The 18,146-nt window shown below is 52.9% G+C and carries 14 protein-coding genes and 1 pseudogene; 11 read left to right on the forward strand and 4 right to left on the reverse strand.

The genetic code is table 11. The features are described 5' to 3' along the window. Nucleotides 1-27: 27 nt before the first annotated feature. From ET464_RS00590 to ET464_RS00600, 3 genes are all read right to left on the reverse strand, one after another. Entirely contained in the window at nt 28-321 is a 294-nt protein-coding gene (locus tag ET464_RS00590; RefSeq protein WP_129437317.1) for a YtpI family protein, read from the reverse strand. Nucleotides 322-436: 115 nt separating this feature from the next. Continuing rightward, nucleotides 437-952 (reverse strand): sporulation membrane protein YtrI, encoded by a 516-nt coding sequence (locus ET464_RS00595; RefSeq protein WP_129437319.1) that lies wholly within the window; start codon nt 950-952, stop codon nt 437-439. A 1-nt stretch (nt 953) separates the two neighbouring features. Then, a complete protein-coding gene (locus ET464_RS00600; RefSeq protein WP_129437321.1) occupies nt 954-1,280 on the reverse strand; it encodes a YtrH family sporulation protein in 327 nt (108 codons plus the stop codon). A 215-nt stretch (nt 1,281-1,495) separates the two neighbouring features. Here ET464_RS00600 and ET464_RS00605 point away from each other — a divergent pair, with 215 nt between their 5' ends. The 9 genes and pseudogenes from ET464_RS00605 (at nt 1,496) to ET464_RS00645 (ending at nt 13,258) form a co-directional block, all read left to right on the forward strand. Further along, nucleotides 1,496-5,257, forward strand: coding sequence for a DNA polymerase III subunit alpha (locus ET464_RS00605; RefSeq protein ID WP_129437323.1), 3,762 nt, complete (start codon nt 1,496-1,498; stop codon nt 5,255-5,257). 179 nt (nt 5,258-5,436) lie between these two features. After that, entirely contained in the window at nt 5,437-5,967 is a 531-nt protein-coding gene (locus ET464_RS00610; RefSeq protein ID WP_129437325.1) for a phosphatidylglycerophosphatase A family protein, read from the forward strand. Nucleotides 5,968-6,066: 99 nt separating this feature from the next. Further along, nucleotides 6,067-6,255: a glutamate decarboxylase gene (locus tag ET464_RS00615; RefSeq protein WP_129437327.1), complete on the forward strand. Its 189-nt coding sequence runs from the start codon at nt 6,067-6,069 to the stop codon at nt 6,253-6,255. Between the two features lie 43 nt (nt 6,256-6,298). Then, entirely contained in the window at nt 6,299-7,177 is an 879-nt protein-coding gene (accD, locus tag ET464_RS00620; protein ID WP_129437329.1) for an acetyl-CoA carboxylase, carboxyltransferase subunit beta, read from the forward strand. After that, nucleotides 7,155-8,234 (forward strand): acetyl-CoA carboxylase carboxyl transferase subunit alpha, encoded by a 1,080-nt coding sequence (accA, locus tag ET464_RS00625; protein WP_129437331.1) that lies wholly within the window; start codon nt 7,155-7,157, stop codon nt 8,232-8,234. Before accD ends, accA begins: the two co-directional genes overlap by 23 nt. A gap of 112 nt (nt 8,235-8,346) precedes the next feature. Then, nucleotides 8,347-10,101: a pyruvate kinase gene (pyk, locus tag ET464_RS00630; RefSeq protein WP_129437333.1), complete on the forward strand. Its 1,755-nt coding sequence runs from the start codon at nt 8,347-8,349 to the stop codon at nt 10,099-10,101. A gap of 177 nt (nt 10,102-10,278) precedes the next feature. Continuing rightward, the gene (locus ET464_RS00635; RefSeq protein ID WP_129443930.1) at nt 10,279-10,686 is read left to right on the forward strand and encodes an acyl-CoA thioesterase; all 408 of its coding nucleotides are present in this window, start codon (nt 10,279-10,281) and stop codon (nt 10,684-10,686) included. A gap of 91 nt (nt 10,687-10,777) precedes the next feature. After that, a pseudogene (locus ET464_RS00640) lies at nt 10,778-11,100 on the forward strand (FxsA family protein). Nucleotides 11,101-11,197: 97 nt separating this feature from the next. Next, nucleotides 11,198-13,258, forward strand: coding sequence for an RNA degradosome polyphosphate kinase (locus tag ET464_RS00645; RefSeq protein ID WP_129437334.1), 2,061 nt, complete (start codon nt 11,198-11,200; stop codon nt 13,256-13,258). Here ET464_RS00645 and ET464_RS00650 read toward each other — a convergent pair. Beyond that, entirely contained in the window at nt 13,255-14,778 is a 1,524-nt protein-coding gene (locus ET464_RS00650; protein WP_129437336.1) for a Ppx/GppA family phosphatase, read from the reverse strand. The two genes, ET464_RS00645 and ET464_RS00650, sit on opposite strands and share 4 nt — an antisense overlap. A 326-nt stretch (nt 14,779-15,104) precedes the next feature. On the opposite strand from ET464_RS00650, the gene citZ reads away from it, so the two are divergent. Next, nucleotides 15,105-16,217, forward strand: coding sequence for a citrate synthase (citZ, locus tag ET464_RS00655; RefSeq protein ID WP_129437338.1), 1,113 nt, complete (start codon nt 15,105-15,107; stop codon nt 16,215-16,217). Nucleotides 16,218-16,330: 113 nt separating this feature from the next. Then, nucleotides 16,331-17,626 (forward strand): NADP-dependent isocitrate dehydrogenase, encoded by a 1,296-nt coding sequence (icd, locus tag ET464_RS00660; protein WP_129437340.1) that lies wholly within the window; start codon nt 16,331-16,333, stop codon nt 17,624-17,626. Nucleotides 17,627-18,146 lie beyond the last annotated feature (520 nt).

The raw sequence follows: 18,146 nt of genomic DNA on the forward strand, positions 1-18,146 counted from the left end.
GCCGGCAGACCGGCCTTTATGTACATCTTACCGCATCAGGCGGTAAACGCTGTGATTTCGCAAACCGGCAAACAGGTTGAACAACCCGATTACCAAAAAGATCGCGCCAATCACAATACGCAGCGTGGATTGCCCGGACAACAGCAGCTGTACGCCGGCGATAAACACGAGCATAACGCCCATGCTCATATTCATGCGGGAGGCATGCAGCCCTTTCGTGCGCTGATCGGCGGACCGGCGCGATTTGAAGCTGAACACAATCGACAACACCAGCGTAATGACGATGGCCGGCGTAAACAGCCATTGCATAAGCGATTCCATGAAGCGTGACGACCCCTTTCCGCAAACGTACAAGTTTGTCCCTATTGTAGCATAAAGCGGCGAAAAACTGGAAATAACGGACCGTCGCTTTTTGCCGGGACTGCTCCTTCCCGCCTTACGCCGGCGGACGCTCGTACGGATGAACCTGAATCCACACTTGCAGCACATTGCCGGCGACAAGCAGCGTTTTTGCTTCTACGGTATAGTCTTTTCCCATTATATTATAGTAAATTTTTTTCTCCAGCAGCTTTCGGGCAAACCGGGAGTCCGAATCAACTTCATATATGCTCCTGCCGATAAAAACCGACAAATCCTGCTTCACCCGCTTAATGAGCTCCGTCTCCGTCAGTTTGTCCAACTTCATTATTTTTCCATCTGCACCGGCGTCTTCTTCGATACGCGGCTGCACGCTCTTGATGACGGTGTATTTCGTATTAAGCTGATCGTATTTTTTTAAATCCAATTCGTATTGCGCCAGCTTGGATTCCAGCTCCAGCTTCAAATTGACGACGGACTCGAATTTCGCCTGGAAAAGCGTATTGTACACGACGGCTCCAATGACCGCCCCGCAAATAAAAATGCCGGCGGACTGGACAAGGCGCCCCAGCCGGTGGAATGGAGGAATCCGCATATTAAGCGGCCCCCTTGCAAACCAGCTTCACCATCTCCGTGCCGAGATGCGCGCCGAGAAACGCTGCGATAATAAAGCAGATTTGCTGCGCGGCCGGCGACAAATGGCCGTCGGCAATGTTGCTTTCAATGACCCGCACCGGGTCGATCGAGCCGCCTACCGCCGCTACGATTGCCCATATTTTAAGCCGGTCCGCCGTATCGAGCATCGTTGTAACAGGAGGGAGCAGCATAAAGACGGAACCAACCGCCGCCAGCGCCGCCCCGCCAAATACAACGCCAAACGCGATAAAAAAATCAAGGCCTGCTTTCGCCAAAAAATATTGCAAAACGATTCACCGCCTTCCTGCCCATGTGCATGGCCTGTCCGGCCCTTTATACCAATCTATGAACGAAAATAATAGAATATACCTGGCTGCGGCTGCCGGACAGGGGAGCTATTCCGGTTGCCTCTGCCCGATGCGAACAAATATACGCCTTTTGCGTTTGGTATGTTAAAATAAGAAGAAACAGCCACTTGGATTAAAAGGAAGGAAACATTGCCATGAACGGAAACGGATCCGCATTTGTGCATTTGCACGTGCATAGTGAATACAGCCTGCTGGACGGAGCGGCGCGTATTAAAGATTTGGCGTCAAGAGCGTCAGAGCTTGGGATGAAGGCGCTCGCTTTGACGGATCACGGCGTAATGTACGGCGCAATTCCGTTTTACCGGGCATGTCTGGATAAAGGGATAAAGCCGATCATCGGCTGCGAGATGTATATCACGGCAGGCTCCAGGCTGGAGAAAGCAAGCCGCAAGGAGCAGCCTATCTATCATTTGATCCTGCTGGCCAAAGATAGAGAAGGCTACCGCAATTTAATGAAGTTAAACTCCATCGGCCATTTGGAAGGCTTCCATTACAAGCCTCGGATTGATATGGAGGTGCTGGCCGCCCACTCAAAGGGGCTCGTTGCACTCAGCTCCTGTCTGAAAGGCGAAGTGTCGCAGCATTTGCTGCATGACCGCCCTGAGGCAGCGCGCGAAGCGGCGCTCCGCTACCGGGATATATTTGGCGACGATTATTATCTGGAAATCCAGGATCACGGTATGCTGGAGCAAAAAAAAGTCGCAGCGGCCATGATTACCCTGGCGAAGGAAACGGGCATCAAGCTGGCTGCAACGAATGATGTCCATTATTTGCAGCAGGAGGACGCAGCGGTCCAGGATGTGCTGATTTGCATCGGCACCGGCAAAACGACCGATGACGACAACCGGATGAAAATGTCGACGGACCAGCTTTATTTAAAAAGCGCGGATGAAATGGCGCTGCTGTTCCGCCATGTGCCGGAAGCACTCGCAAATACGCTCGAAATTGCGGACAAGTGCCGGCTGGAGCTGGAATTTGGTCGCGCCGCGCTGCCGGTGTTCCGGCCGGTGCCGGAGCAAATGTCGTCCTCGGTTTATTTGGCCGAGCTTTGCCGGGACGGTCTCATTTCCCGTTATGCGGGGCTGCCGGAATGGAGCGCGGACGAATCATTCCGCAAGAAGGCGGAGGAGCGGCTCCGGTACGAGCTTTCCGTCATCGACAGCATGGGATTCAGCGATTATTTTTTGATCGTATGGGATTTCGTCCGGTTTGCCCATGAGCAGGGCATCCGCACCGGCCCGGGACGGGGCTCGTCGGCGGGCAGCCTTGTTGCCTATACGCTGCGGATTACCGACGTAGACCCGCTGAAATACAAGCTGCTGTTTGAACGGTTCCTGAACCCGGAACGGATTACGATGCCCGATATCGACATCGACTTCAACGACGAGCGGCGCGACGAGGTCATTGCTTATGTAGCCGCTAAATACGGGGAAGAGCATGTCGCGCAAATTATTACGTTCGGAACGATGGCGGCCAAGGCGGCCATCCGCGATGTCGGCCGGGCGATGAATGTGCCGTATGCGGAAGTGGACCGGGCGGCGAAGCTTATCCCGAACCAGCTTCATATTACGCTGGAGGAAGCGCTGCGGTCGAGCCAGGAGCTGCGGGACGCGTGCGAGCGTTCGCCGAAAACAGGCGAAATGGTGCGAATGGCGCTGAAGGTGGAGGGGATGCCCCGCCATGCTTCGACACATGCGGCGGGCGTTGTAATCGCCAAGGAGCCGCTTACCCATTATGTGCCGCTGCAGTCAGGCGGCGAGCGTTCGGCGCTGACGCAATATACGATGGAGCATCTGGAAGCGATCGGGCTGCTGAAGATGGACTTCCTTGGCTTGCGGACGCTGTCGATTCTGGAGCGGACGCTACGCTGGATCGGCGAGCAGTACGGCAAGCAGATCGACTTCCGCACGATCGCAGATGACGATCCGCAAACGTACGCCATGCTGGGCCGCGGGGAAACAACCGGCATCTTCCAGCTGGAGTCCGCAGGCGTGCGCAGAGTGCTCAAAGAGATGCGTCCTTCCAGCTTTGAAGATATCGTATCGGTGCTTGCGTTGTATCGTCCGGGCCCGATGGAATTTATACCCAAGTATATCCAAAGCAAGCACGGCCTTGCGCCGGTGGACTATCCTCATCCGTCACTGGAGCCGATTCTGGCGGATACGTACGGCATTATCGTGTACCAGGAGCAAATTATGCAGATTGCTTCTTCGATGGCGGGTTTTTCGCTGGGCGAAGCCGACTTGCTGCGCCGCGCCGTCTCCAAGAAGAAACGCGAGGTGCTGGACGAGGAGCGGGCGCATTTTGCAGCGGGCAGCGTCCGTCAAGGCTATACGGAGGAAGAGGCGAACGCCGTATACGATATGATTGTCCGGTTCGCCGATTACGGCTTCCCGCGGGCGCATGCGGCCGCTTATGGCGTGCTGGCGTTTCAGACGGCCTGGCTGAAGGCACATTACCCGGTTCCGTTTATGGCGTCCATGCTGGCGTCCGTTACCGGCAACCAGCGGAAAACGGCGGAATACGTCGAAGAATGCAAACGGATGGGCATTGCCGTGCTGCCGCCGGATGTGAACGAAAGCGGCGTGACGTTTACGCCGGTGGAAGGAGCGGTCCGGTTCGGGCTGGCTGCGGTCAAAAACGTGGGCACGCAAGCCATTGAAGCGATTCAGCGGGAGCGCGCGGAACGGCCGTTTGCGAGCATGCTTGATTTATGCCGCCGCGTAGATTTGCGGGTGGTGAACAAGCGCGTGCTGGAATCGCTGATCCAGGCCGGGGCTTGCGATTCGCTGCCGGGCCACCGGGCGCAGCTGCTTGCCGGACTGGAAGAGACGGTGGAGGCTGCGGTCAAATGGCGCAAGGAGCGGGAAGAGCTGCAGATCGAGCTGTTTGGGTTTGACGAGGTGCAGAACTGGGACGTCGAGCTGCCGGATATTCCGCCGTTTACGCCGGCGCAGCAGCTGGAGCTCGAATGGGAGCTGCTGGGCATGTATTTATCCGGCCATCCGCTGGATGAAGCCGAGCAAACGATTGCCCCGCTTGGGCTTGACCGGCTCGTCGAGCTGAACGACATGCCGGACGGCAGCTCTGCCGTTGTAGGCGTCATGGTGGCTTCGCTCAAGCCGTTTACGAATAAAAAAGGGAACGCAATGGCGTTTATCGAGGTGGAAGATCGGGTGATGCGCGTGGAAGGCGTCGTGTTCCCCGCCGTCTGGAAGCGGCATGCCGACAAGCTGCAAAAAGGCGGGCTTGTCTTGCTGCAGGTGGTTGTTCAGCAGCAGGAGGACGACTACAAGCTGCTGATTGACGACGCCGCCGCGCTTGGCGGCTCGGCGGAGGAGCTGGCGCGCGAGGCGCGCCGCCTGCAGCGCCAGGCGCAAATGCGCGCGCAGCGCCAGGCCGGACCGGCAGCGCCCGGTCCGGGGCCGCGCAGCGCCGGCGCCGGCGGCTCCGCCCCGCCGGCGGGCAGCGCAGCTGCGCGGCATGAGCGGGCCGCGGCCAGCCGGCCCACCCCAGCGGCGGCGGTGCCGCCCGCGCGTCCGGCCGGCCTGGCCGCGCCGCATGCGCCGGCCGCGCAGCAGCCGCCCGGCGGCGGAACGCCGCTACGCGCGTCCGGCGCCAGCCGGGATGCCTCTGCCGCGCGTAGCGGCATGCCCGCTGCCCGCAAGCAGCAGCGGGTTTATATTAAAATAACGGCCGGGCGCGAGCAGCCGCATGTGCTGGAGCAGCTGAAGAAGCTGCTGTCCGGCAGTCCGGGTCAGCTCGGCACCGTGTTGTTTTACGAACGGGAGCAAAAAACAATCGCGTTAAGCGACAGCTATAACGTCAAGCCTTCGCAGGAGCTGATCCGCGCCATCGAAGCGCTGCTTGGTGAAGGAACTGCCGTTGTCAAATAAACGATACAATATTCCCTCTGCCTGATCATGATCCTTACCGGTTAGTGTCACAAATTGGTTTGTACCTGCATACATTTAAATTTACAAGCGGGCAGCAGCGTGAATTCCGGGACAGCGGCCGACTTACGGCCGCTTTGTTTATCCCGGGAGAAGGTACAAGCATACGGGAGGGATTGGCCATGGCGGATTTGCATGAAGAAGCGAACGGGACAATTGAAACGAGCGGAATTGAAAAGTGGCTGGAGCAGCGGGGTGTGGTCATACAAGATATTGCGGACATCGTCTTTTCGCTGCAGCGTCCGTATAATCCGGATTTGAAACTGGAAGAATGCAGCCAGAGCGTCCGGGCTGTCCTGCAAAAACGCGAAGTGCAGTACGTCCTTTATACCGGAATTGCGCTGGATGAGCTGGCGGAACGCAAGCTGCTCCCCGAACCGCTGCAAGCTATTATGGAAGCGGACGCGTCTCTTTACGGGGTAGACGAAACTTTGGCGCTTGGCATCACGAATGTATACGGCATGATAGGGCTTACAAGCTTTGGCTATTTGGATAAAGTGAAACCCGGCATTATCCGCCAGCTTAATGTAAAGGGCGAGCGCATCCATGTATTTTTAGATGATCTCGTAGCCGGTCTCGCTGCGGCCGCGTCCGCAAGAATTGCGCATCAAGACCCAAAAGCGGAGCGATACGATTTGCCGGATTCCCACTAATTATGTTATCATTATCGCATCATACGGCCTGAAGCCTGTCTTTGGCTTGCATTCAAACAAGCAGCCGAACTGCTGGCATAGTTACCAGGGGGTACTTTTATGTGGACAGTCATTTATATCGCGCCGACTGCCAAAATTGCAGATAACATCAAGAAGCGGCTTACAGAAGAGGGATTTCTCATTAAAATCCGCCCTGTTAACTTGTCCAAACAGCAATTTGAAATATTGGTTCCTTCTGCCGAGCTGGAGGAAGTTCAAGAAGTATTTAATTCCATATTTCGTCCCTGAAAGCAATGGAATAACCAAACCCACGCCCTGAGAGGTGTCACGAGTGATAAAGGACTTATTTGGCAAAAAGAAATATGCAACCATTCCTTCCGAACGGCCGAAACGGGACATTCCGGAAGGCTTGATGAATAAGTGCCCGAAATGCGGCACCATTCAGTACAGTAAAGAATTGGATAAGAATTTGAAAGTGTGCTCGTCATGCGGGCATCATTACCGACTCAACGCGTGGGAAAGAATCGGAATGACGCTTGATGACGGGCGTTTGTATGAATACGACGCGGATTTGGAATCGCTTGACCCGCTTGAATTTCCGGGTTATGCGTCCAAGCTGAAGCAGCAGAAGGAGAAATCCGGCCTGCGCGAAGCGGTCGTAACCGGCGAAGGCACCATCGGCGGCTTTCCGGTTGTCGTATGCGTGATGAGCTTTGACTTTTTCAGCGGCAGCATGGGCTCCGTTGTTGGCGAGAAAATTACAAAAGCCATTGAGATGGCAGCCCAGAAAAAATGGCCGCTTCTTATTTTTTCGACTTCGGGCGGCGCGCGTATGCAGGAAAGTATTCTCAGCCTGATGCAAATGGCCAAAACAAGCGCGGCTCTTGCCAAATTCCAAGGCGAAGGCGGTTTGTTTATTTCGGTGCTTACCGATCCGACCATGGGCGGCGTAACGGCGAGCTTCGCAACGCTTGGCGATTACAATTTGGCCGAGCCCGGCGCGTTAATCGGCTTTGCCGGCCGTATCGTGATCGAGCAGACGATCCGTCAGAAGCTTCCTGACAATTTCCAGACATCGGAATTTAATTTGCAGCATGGGCAATTGGACAAGGTTGTTCACCGCAAGGATATGAAATCAACGCTTACCAAGCTGCTTGATATGCATAGTGTAAAGGAGGGAACAACTGATGGCAGGGGAGCTACCGTTTGAGAAACCTATTATCGAACTTCGCGAAAAAATTAATACGCTGAAAAAATTGGCCGAAGATAACGGGATGGATTTCTCGGAAGAGATTACGCGTCTCGAGGACCGCTGCAAGCAGCTGGAACAGGAAATGTACAGCGAACTGAGCCCGGCTCAAAAAATGCATGTGGCGCGCCATCATCAGCGTCCAACCTCGCTTGATTTTATTCATTCCATTTTTACCGACTTTATCGAGCTGCACGGCGACCGCTTGTATGCGGATGATTTGGCCATTGTAGGCGGGCTTGCCAAGCTGAACGGCGTTCCTGTGACGGTAATGGGCCATCAGCGCGGCAAAGACACGAAAGACAACATCGCGCGCTTCTTCGGAAGCCCGCATCCGGAAGGTTTCCGTAAAGCGCTGCGCCTTATGCAGCAGGCGAACAAATTTAATCGCCCTATCATTACATTTATTGATACCAAGGGCGCTTATCCGGGCAACGCGGCGGAAGAACGCGGACAAGCAGAAGCCATCGCACGCAATTTGCGCGAGATGGCCGGGTTTGGCGTGCCGATCATTTGCGTGGTCATCGGCGAAGGCGGCAGCGGCGGCGCGCTTGCGCTTGGCGTAGGCAACCGGGTGCTGATGCTGGAAAATGCGATTTATTCGGCTATTTCGCCTAACGGCGCGGCTTCGATATTGTGGAAGGACGCATCCAAAGCCGATCAGGCAGCCGAAGCGATGAAAATTACGGCGGACGATCTGCTTGGATTTGGCATCATTGAGGAGATCGTAAAAGAACCTCAGGGCGGAGCGCACAAGGATCTCGCTTATCAGGCGGAGCAAATTAAAGAAGCCGTCTGGCGCCATTTGCTTGAGCTGCAGCAGCTGACCCCGCAGGAGCTGATTCAGGACCGTTACGATAAGTTCCGCAAAGTCGGCAAATTCCGCGTCGCGGAAGACGCCGCTTCGGCCGGCAGCGCAGCGCATGCGGCATCTGGTGCAGGAAAGCAGGACAGCCAGCCAGACGCGCTGGAATCAGGGCAAGTAACCGTTCAAGCTGAACAATCAGCAAGGCTCTAGAGCGCTTTGCTTTAGAGTCTTCTTTTTAATAAATTGTACTGTACAAGCGGTTATGAATCGTGTAATTTTAATTCAGTTAGAAGAGAAGAGCAATAAAACGGAGGAAACTACCATGCGCAAAACAAAGATTGTATGTACGATTGGACCATCCAGCGAGTCTTTGGAAAATACAAAGAAACTGATCAATGCTGGCATGAACGTCGCGCGTCTTAACTTCTCCCACGGAGATTTTGAAGAACACGGCAATCGGATCAAAAATATTCGTAAGGCTAGTGCTGAACTTGGCAAAACTGTAGCGATTTTGCTGGATACGAAAGGTCCGGAAATTCGCCTCGGCAAATTGAAAGAAGAGCCGATCGAGCTCGTTCAAGGCGAAACGATCACGCTCACAACGGAAGAAATTTTGGGTGATGTAAACCGGATTCCTGTTACATATTCCAACCTTCCGCAAGACGTGCAAGCCGGTTCGACGATTCTGATCGACGACGGCCTGATCGGTCTGACCGTTGAAGAAGTCAATGGAACGGAAATCAAATGCCGTATCGTGAACAGCGGCCCAATTAAAAGCAAAAAAGGCGTTAACGTGCCGGGCGTACACATTTCGCTTCCAGGCATTACAGAAAAAGACGCTAACGACATCATTTTCGGTATCGAATCCGGTATCGACTTCATCGCCGCTTCTTTCGTCCGCAAAGCAAGCGACGTGCTTGAAATCCGCGAACTGCTGGAGCGCCACAACGCAAGCCACATCCAAATCATTTCCAAAATCGAAAACCAGCAAGGTGTAGACAACCTGGATGAAATTTTGGAAGTTTCCGACGGCCTGATGGTTGCCCGCGGCGACCTTGGCGTTGAAATCCCTGTAGAAGAAGTGCCTCTTGTACAAAAAGAGATGATTAAAAAATGTAACCGCGTCGGCAAACCGGTTATTACGGCAACGCAAATGCTGGACTCGATGCAGCGCAACCCGCGCCCGACCCGCGCGGAAGCAAGCGACGTCGCTAACGCCATTTTTGACGGTACGGATGCCATCATGCTTTCCGGCGAAACAGCTGCCGGGAAATATCCTGTGGAATCGGTTGAAATGATGGCTCGAATCGCAGAGCGCGCAGAATCGGCTTTGCCTTACCGCGAGCTGTTCCTGAAACAAGCTGACGCTCAACAAATTTCCGTTACGGAAGCTGTTAGCCAAGCGGTAGCCAACTCGGCCTACGAATTGAAAGCAAAAGCGATCATTACGTCGACGCAAAGCGGCTTTACGGCGCGTATGGTATCCAAATACCGTCCTAAATCCCATGTAATTGCGGTAACGGCTGATGAGAAAGTCGTTCGCCGACTGGCGCTTGTATGGGGCGTAACGCCTGTGCTCGGACAAGAGCAGCAAACGACCGACGCGATGTTCGACAACGCGGTTAAAGGCGCGCTTTCGACGGGCCAGCTGAGCCTGGGCGATACGGTTGTCATTACGGCAGGCGTTCCGATCGGACAAGCAGGTTCTACCAACCTGATCAAAATTCACCATATCGGCGAATTGCTTGGCCAAGGCCAAGGCATCGGCAGCCAAACGGCTACCGGCAAAATCGTCATCGCACGTTCCGCTGAAGAAGCCATTGCGAAAACGACAAAAGGCTCCATTCTTGTAACGGTATCGACGGATAAAGAATTTATGCCTGCTTTTGAAAAAGCGGCTGCCGTAATTACCGAAGAAGGCGGCATTACAAGCCATGCGGCTGTATGCGGCATTAACCTCGGTATTCCGGTTATTTTGGGTGTAGCTAACGCGACGAAATCGCTGACGGACGATATGGAAGTAACGATTTACGCGGAAACCGGCGTTATTTACTCCGGCCAAACGAAAGTACTTTAATTGATAAAGCCAATTCCATAAAACACAACTTCAAACACAAAAGCGAGGGTGAAAGATCACCGTCGCTTTTGTTTCATTCCAAGCTTTGTGAGAGGATGTATTTACGTGGCTGAAACAGCGCAATATTCACAATGGTACGCGCATCCGCTCCGCGTCCGCTATCAGGAAACAGACCAGATGGCCGTTGTTTTCCATGGCAACTATTTGACTTGGTTCGAAATCGGACGCACCGAGCTGCTGCGCAGCCTGGGGTATGATTATAAATCGGTAGAAGCTAAAGGGCTGCTGCTTCCCGTTATTGATTTGAACTGCTCTTATATCGCGCCGGCAAAATATGACGATACACTGCTTGTTTTTACAAGAGTGTCCTCTTTTTCGAAAATCAAATTAAACTTCGAAGCCGAGGTTCGGCGGGTAGAAGCAGCAGAACATGCTGCCGGCTGGCATGAAGACGGCAAGCTGCCGGGAGAGCTGCTTGTACGTGGCGGCACCCGCCATGCATGGGTGAATGCAGCGTGGCAGCCAGCCCGGCTGGACAAGTATGATGCACAATTATATGAGCTGCTGGCGAAAGCAACTTCATGACACTGGGGGAAAAAGGGTGAGCAGAATAGGCAAAAAGCTTGTAATTGCCGTCATTGTCGTATCAATTGTGGAGTTAGCCGGAATTGTGCTCATGACCCGCTGGATCGGCGGCATGGCAACGACCCTCATTATGGTGCTGACAGCTATTCTTGGCGCTTACATGGCTCAGGCGGAAGGCCGGAAAGTATGGGTGGAAGCACAGCGCCAGCTTCAAGCGGGGCAAATTCCCGGACGGATGCTGCTTGACGGTTTATCCGTTTTTGTCGGGGCATATTGCTTGTCCTTCCTGGTTTTTTAAGCGATGTGGCGGGGCTGACGCTTCTGCTGCCATTTACTCGCCCTTTATATCGCTTCTATATGCTCAGATGGCTTGAGAAAATGTTCAAAAACGGCAGATTTTTAATTCGAAAATGAAAACGGAACTCTCGCTTTACATTAAATTTACAAAACATTAATAAATCTATAATAGTTTGCCGTCATAATAGGGGTAATTAACAGGGAGGCGTTACTCGTGACCAAACAATTGTCCCACTACGTAAACAGGGATTTGAGCTGGATAGAGTTCAATCGCAGAGTATTGGAAGAAGCTCAAGATATTAATAATCCGCTGTTGGAACGCGCCAAATTTCTCGCCATCGTATCCAGTAATCTGGATGAATTTATGAGTGTTCGAGTAGCCGGTATACAAGACCAGCTGAGAGCTGGATATTCCAAGACGGATTTTACCGGATATACACCTGCCGTGTTATGGAAACGTCTTATCAAACGTGCTAATCAAATGGTTAGTGACCAATATCGGACTTACCGCGAAATTATGCGCTCGCTAGCCAAGGAGGGCATTACTTTGCGTTCCGTGGAGGATTTGAGTGCGGCGCAGCTCAAAGTGATTTCCGATTATTTTCATGAAATTGTATTCCCGGTTCTGACGCCTATGGCGGTTGACCAAAGCCGCCCGTTCCCGCTGGTACATACCAAGGAACTTTACTTGTCTGTACTGCTCAAGCAGGATGGCGAAGTGGAAGAGGAACCGCTGTTTGCAATCGTGCAGGTGCCGTCCATATTGCCGCGGCTTTTCCAGCTGCCTAGCAGGGCAGGAAGCAAAAAGCTGGAATTCGTGCTGCTGGAAGATATTATTCAACAGTTTATTCACATTTTGTTTAACGGGTATACACCGTTTGCCGTACATCCATTCCGTCTGATCCGCAATGCCGATCTGCTGCTGAATGAAGATGAAGCGGAGGATTTGCTTGAAGAGATTGAAAAAGAGCTGCGCAAGCGGCGCTGGGGAATTCCGGTAAGGCTTGAGGTGGAGAAAGGCATTCATCCTTATGCGTTGCAAATGCTGCAGGAGGAGCTGGAAATCCAGGATAATCTGTTTTTAGCTGACGGTCCGATTGATTTAACGTTTTTTATGAAATTTGCGAATTCGCTTCCGGGTTACGAGCATCTCCGGTTTGAGCGGATGGAACCGCAATATCCGCAGGAATTTCAAGAAACGGACGATATGTTTGAAGTGATCCGCGAGCGCGATGTGCTTGTTTACCATCCGTACGAGTCCTTTGAGGCGGTAAATGACTTTGTGATGCAAGCAGCTTACGATCCGGACGTGCTTGCGATCAAAATGACGCTGTATCGCGTCAGCGGGCATTCCGCGCTTGTACAAGCGCTCGCTATGGCAGCGGAAGCAGGCAAGCAGGTAACCGTTGTTGTCGAGCTGAAGGCGCGTTTTGACGAGGAGCGCAATATTGCGTGGGCACGGCAGCTCGAGAAAGCCGGATGCCACGTGGTATACGGTCTGGTAGGGCTTAAAACGCATGCCAAAATATTGCTGGTGGTTCGCCGCGAGCAAGGGACGCTCCGCCGTTATGTGCATGTCGGCACAGGCAATTACAACGACAGCACGGCAACGCTTTATACCGATATCGGGCTGTTTACAGCCCATCCGGTAATCGGCGAAGACGCATCTGCGCTGTTTAACGAGGTGACCGGCTATTCTTCGCCGTATGAGTGGAAAGCGTTTGGCGTTGCGCCTACTGATTTGAAAGAAAAGCTGTTCCGTCTCATCGACAGGGAGATCAGCCATGCATTGGAGGGAAGACCGGCTTATATCATTGCCAAAATGAACTCCTTATCCCATCAGGCGATGGTCGATAAGCTGTATGAAGCTTCGCAAGCCGGCGTCAAAATCGATCTGATTGTGCGGGGCGTATGCTGCCTTCGTCCCGGCGTGCCGGGCGTCAGCGACAATATCCGCATTATTAGCATTGTGGACCGCTTTTTGGAGCATGCCCGTATTATGTATTTTGCCAATGGCGGGGATGATGAAGTATACCTGTCCAGCGCGGACTGGATGACGCGGAATTTGACGCGAAGAATCGAGCTGATGTGTCCGGTATTTGATCAGACGCTTCGCCAAATTTTAATCAATATGCTGCGTTTGAATTTAAATGATAATGTAAAAGCGAGGCAGCTGCTTCCGACGGGGGTCTATACCCACGTCGAAAGCGGTTCGGAGCCTCACCGCAGCCAGTTTGAAGCGCAAGTGATCCACAACTGGAAAAGCAGCGTTTAATAGGCAGGCAGAAATTCGGGAACGAATCCCCAAGCTTTCTTGAAATCGGGAGCAAGCGATTTGACTTCGGTTTGCTCCCAAGCCAGCTGCTCGCTGCCGGCGGCGCCCGTTATAAGGAGCGTTGTGCCGGTTCGTTTAAGCTCGAACGGCCAGCCCGTTTGCGTTTCGCTGCGGTCCAGCGCCATGGCAAGCTGCAGCAGCATCCCTAACTTAACAACGCCTTCAAAATCGGCTTCATGCAGCAGCTCACGAAACTCGGAGAGCTGCTGGCGGAGCCGGTTTTTTCCTTTATAGGAGGCGATGGCCGCTGCCAGCACGATTTGGCGGTGGGTAAGCCCGTTTAATTGAGAGTTGACAATTAAATAAAAAGAATGTTTGGAAGCGGCATAATAGTCGATGGACGCGCCAATCCGGAACAGACTGGAAGCTGTTTGCAGCAGCAGCTCTGCGTCCCGCGGAAGCGTATGCGTATCTTTCAGCTCGTCAAACAACAGCGGCGTAACCCTTCGAACAAGCTCGGCATGCCGGCTTTGCGTTTCCGGATGCAGACCGATCAGCTGGCTGATACTGAAATCAAGCACATCGGGCACAATGGGATCGCCCGGGAAGCAGGTCGCATGGAACAAGCCGTCCCGCAGTCCGGTGCCGCAGACGAGATAATGTTTGGCCCGGATAGCCCGGTGCAGCAGGCGGAGTATAGCAAGCCCAGGTACAATGACGTCGGTTCTGTCTTTGGACAAGCCGGGAAACTTGCGGCGCTTGTCCAGCGGAAGGGCTTGCAGCAAATGGAACAGCTGATCCACATCAGCGGCGTTCAACTGATAATTATGGTTCAACTCTATCGGGTAGTGGTGATACGCCTGATGAATTTTGCCAAGCGCCCGCACGGTTCCCCCTACGCCGATGAGCGGCAAATCAGGATGCTGTGAAATCCATGGCTCTTTGGCGACAGCCGCCGACAGGAATGCCTCCAGCTCTTTTACAGCGTCATTGTCCAGCATGCCGTCACGTCCGAACCGGCGGGTCAGGCTTACACATCCAAACGGAAACGAAACCGACGCTTCCAGCTTCCGGTTGCGGAACAGCGATACTTCGGTGCTTCCGCCGCCGATGTCGATCAGAAAGCCGTTATCTACCGCAAGTGCGTTGATCATGCCGACAAAGCCGTAATAGGCTTCTTCTTCGCCTGAAAGCAGCTCGACTTGCAGACCGGACTGGCTGCGGATCGTCTCCAGCACCTCTTGTCCGTTCACCGCATTGCGGATCGCGGCAGTCGCCACTGCGCGTATCGTTTTGGTCTGATGATGGTCGCATATCATTAAAAAATGGTTAATGGTCTGAATCAGCTTGCCAATGGCTTCAGCAGCAAGCTTGCCGTCCGAATCAATCTGTTCACTTAGTCTTGCCGCTCGTTTGCTTGCTTCGATTACCCGGTGCGAACCGCTTGCTAATTTCTCATATACGACAAGGCGGACGGAGTTAGAGCCGATATCGATAATGGCAATCCGTTGATTAGTCAATGAAGTCCCCTCCTATGAACCTTCCGAAAAGTGTCATAATCCTATTGTAACCTTAAACGAAGCTTTCGAAAAAGACTAACCTTGTGCCGGAATAGAAAAGAATATTTTTACCAAAAATGATAACTGGTGTTGGTGCTAATTTTGATGAAATGGTCCGGATAGCGAACAATGCCAGCGTTAAGAACAATTATTTATGACGCTGATAAAGCATTTTTATGTCTCGATTTGTTCACATTGCTGTCGAAATCCTTTATCATTAAAATGTTGATGTAAACGGTTTATGGTTTTTTTACGGGGATAAATTAAGGTTAAAGGAGAGATGTGTGATGACAGCAACCAAAGGCCTTGAAGGTATCGTAGCGGCTTCCTCGTCGATCAGTTCTATCATTGACGGCGTTTTAACCTATCGCGGTATTAATATTGATGATCTTGCACAAAACGCTTCTTTTGAAGAAGTTATTTATTTGCTCTGGTACGGCAAGCTTCCAAACCGCCAGGAATTGGCTGGATTAAAAGCTAAGCTGGATGAATATGCATCCATTCCAAATGAAGTCATTGAACAAATCAAAACGTTTCCGAAAGGCGCAAACTCGATGGCGGCGCTCCGCACAGCCATTTCGAGCCTGGGACTTTACGACGAGTCGGCTAACGATATGAGCCCGGAAGCCAATTTGCAAAAAGCGATCAAGCTGCAAGCTAAGCTTCCTACAATTGTAGCCGCTTTCTCGCGCATTCGTAACGGTGAGGAGCCTGTAGCGCCTAAGAAAGGCGTATCCATCGCTTACAACTTCCTGTATATGCTGGATGGTGCCGAGCCTGCAGAAGTTGCCGTTAAAGCGCTTGATCAGGCGCTTGTGCTGCACGCTGACCATGAGCTGAACGCTTCGACGTTTGCAGCGCGGGTTACGGTTGGCACGTTGTCCGACATTTATTCGGGCGTCACTTCCGCAATCGGTGCTTTGAAAGGGCCGCTTCATGGCGGAGCCAACGAAGCCGTGATGGTGATGCTGGAGCAAATCGGCTCCCTCGCAAACGTAGAAAGCTGGATTGGCGAAGCGCTTGCCACCAAGCAAAAAATTATGGGCTTTGGGCATCGCGTATATAAAAACGGCGATCCGCGCGCCAAACATTTGCAAAAAATGTCCCGCGAGCTGGGCAAGCTGAAAGGCAATATGGAGCTCTATGATATGTCGGTTAAAATCGAAGAGATCGTAACCGGGCAAAAAGGCCTTAAGCCAAACGTAGACTTCTATTCGGCTTCCGTATATACGAATCTGGGCATCCCTCGCGATCTGTTTACGCCGATCTTTGCCATTAGCCGCGTATCCGGATGGACCGCTCATATTTTGGAGCAATATCAGGATAACCGCCTCATCCGCCCTCGTGCGGATTATGTTGGTCCTGTGAATGCGAAATACGTTCCGATTGACGAACGCTAACAGATTTGAAATGATAGGAGGGGGCAAATGGGTGAAAGCTCGTTTGTTCCTCTACATTTTTTTTCATATTTCAATATGCGCAGCTGCGCAATTTAACCAGGAGGATTGCATTCATGGCTCAATTTGAGAAATTTGCCCTTCCAACCGAAGGCGAAAAAATTACAATCGAGAATGGTGTACTTAACGTTCCAAACCACCCAATTGTTCCTTTCATCGAAGGCGACGGCACTGGCCGCGACATTTGGCGCGCTTCGAAACGCGTTTTGGATGCAGCTGTTGAGAAAGCATACAAAGGCGAAAAAAATATCGCTTGGTACGAAGTGTTTGCCGGCGAAAAAGCATTCAACACTTACGGCGAATGGCTTCCAGCCGATACGCTGACAGCAATCCGTGAATATATCGTAGCGATCAAAGGTCCTTTGACGACGCCTATCGGCGGCGGCATCCGCTCTCTGAACGTTGCGCTCCGCCAAGAGCTTGACCTGTATGTGTGCTTGCGTCCGGTTCGCTATTTCGACGGCGTTCCTTCGCCGGTAAAACGTCCTGAGCTGGTTGACATGGTTATTTTCCGCGAAAACACGGAAGATATCTATGCAGGCATCGAGTACCAAGAAGGTACGGACGCGGTTAAGAAAGTGATCAAGTTCCTGCAGGAAGAAATGGGCGTTAACAAAATCCGTTTCCCTGAAACGTCCGGTATCGGCATTAAGCCAGTTTCTGCGGAAGGTTCGAAACGCCTCGTTCGCTCCGCGATCGAATATGCAATCAAGCATAACCGCAAATCGGTTACGCTCGTTCATAAAGGCAATATCATGAAATTTACGGAAGGCGCGTTCAAAAACTGGGGTTACGAAGTAGCTGAAACCGAATACGCGGATTCCACATTCACTTGGGGCCAATATGACCGCATCAAAGAAGAGCAAGGCGTTGACGCGGCGAACCAAGCGCAAAAAGACGCGGAAGCAGCCGGCAAAGTCATCATCAAGGACGCTATTGCCGACATCGCTTTGCAGCAAGTATTAACTCGCCCGACCGATTTCGACGTTATTGCGACGCTGAACCTGAACGGCGACTATCTGTCCGACGCTCTGGCAGCGCAAGTTGGCGGCATCGGCATCGCGCCAGGCGCAAACATCAACTACTTGACCGGACATGCAATCTTCGAAGCTACGCATGGCACGGCTCCTAAATATGCGGATAAAGACGTTGTAAACCCAGGTTCCGTTATTTTGTCCGGCGTTATGATGCTTGAACACCTCGGCTGGCAAGAAGCGGCTGACCTGATCTACAAAGGCATGGAAACGTCGATCAACAACAAAACGGTTACGTATGACTTTGCACGTCTGATGGAAGGCGCTAAGGAAGTAAAATGCTCCGAGTTCGCTGACCAAATCATCGCAAACATGTAATCAAACAGCAGCGGGGGAGCAATCCCCCGCTTTCTTTCTTTAAGCCCCTTACAAGCCTCGCAGAGGTAACAGCGGGTCCCGCAGCGGCACAGGAACGCAAAGCCAGCCCGCGCGACTCTCAAAGGCGGCAAGGTCCGCCAAAACGCATCCCGCAGGGGCACGAACCTGCACTCCAAACCGCCGGCGGGTCCCAGGTCAGAGGCCAAAACGCATCCCGCAGGGGCACGAACCTGCACCCCAAACCGCCGGCGGGTCCCAGGTCAGAGGCCAAAACGCGTCCCGCAGGGGCACGAACCTGCACCCCAAACCGCCGGCGGGTCCCAGGTCAGAGGCCAAAACGCGTCCCGCAGGGGCACGAACCTGCACTCCAAACTGTCAGCGGGTCCCGCAGGGACTAAGCGGTCATTGCGAGTATGTTCGGTGACCGCGCCTCTGCTGCACCAACGTGTACACCTTTCGGGTGTCCAGAGGGGCAGCGCCCCTCGGGGTCCCCCTTACGACAAGGGGATTTAGGGGGTTG

This window comes from Paenibacillus protaetiae (genome assembly GCF_004135365.1).
Taxonomy (GTDB): Bacteria; Bacillota; Bacilli; order Paenibacillales; family Paenibacillaceae; genus Paenibacillus_AP; species Paenibacillus_AP protaetiae.

What these genes read in the sequence shown, in the direction of transcription:
- ET464_RS00590 (WP_129437317.1), bottom strand. Translation starts at nt 321, where the DNA reads ATGGAATCGCTTATGCAATGGCTGTTTACGCCGGCCATCGTCATTACG.
- ET464_RS00595 (WP_129437319.1), bottom strand. Translation starts at nt 952, where the DNA reads ATGCGGATTCCTCCATTCCACCGGCTGGGGCGCCTTGTCCAGTCCGCC.
- ET464_RS00605 (WP_129437323.1), top strand. Translation starts at nt 1,496, where the DNA reads ATGAACGGAAACGGATCCGCATTTGTGCATTTGCACGTGCATAGTGAA.
- ET464_RS00610 (WP_129437325.1), top strand. Translation starts at nt 5,437, where the DNA reads ATGGCGGATTTGCATGAAGAAGCGAACGGGACAATTGAAACGAGCGGA.
- ET464_RS00615 (WP_129437327.1), top strand. Translation starts at nt 6,067, where the DNA reads ATGTGGACAGTCATTTATATCGCGCCGACTGCCAAAATTGCAGATAAC.
- accA (WP_129437331.1), top strand. Translation starts at nt 7,155, where the DNA reads ATGGCAGGGGAGCTACCGTTTGAGAAACCTATTATCGAACTTCGCGAA.
- pyk (WP_129437333.1), top strand. Translation starts at nt 8,347, where the DNA reads ATGCGCAAAACAAAGATTGTATGTACGATTGGACCATCCAGCGAGTCT.
- ET464_RS00635 (WP_129443930.1), top strand. Translation starts at nt 10,279, where the DNA reads ATGGCCGTTGTTTTCCATGGCAACTATTTGACTTGGTTCGAAATCGGA.
- citZ (WP_129437338.1), top strand. Translation starts at nt 15,105, where the DNA reads ATGACAGCAACCAAAGGCCTTGAAGGTATCGTAGCGGCTTCCTCGTCG.
- icd (WP_129437340.1), top strand. Translation starts at nt 16,331, where the DNA reads ATGGCTCAATTTGAGAAATTTGCCCTTCCAACCGAAGGCGAAAAAATT.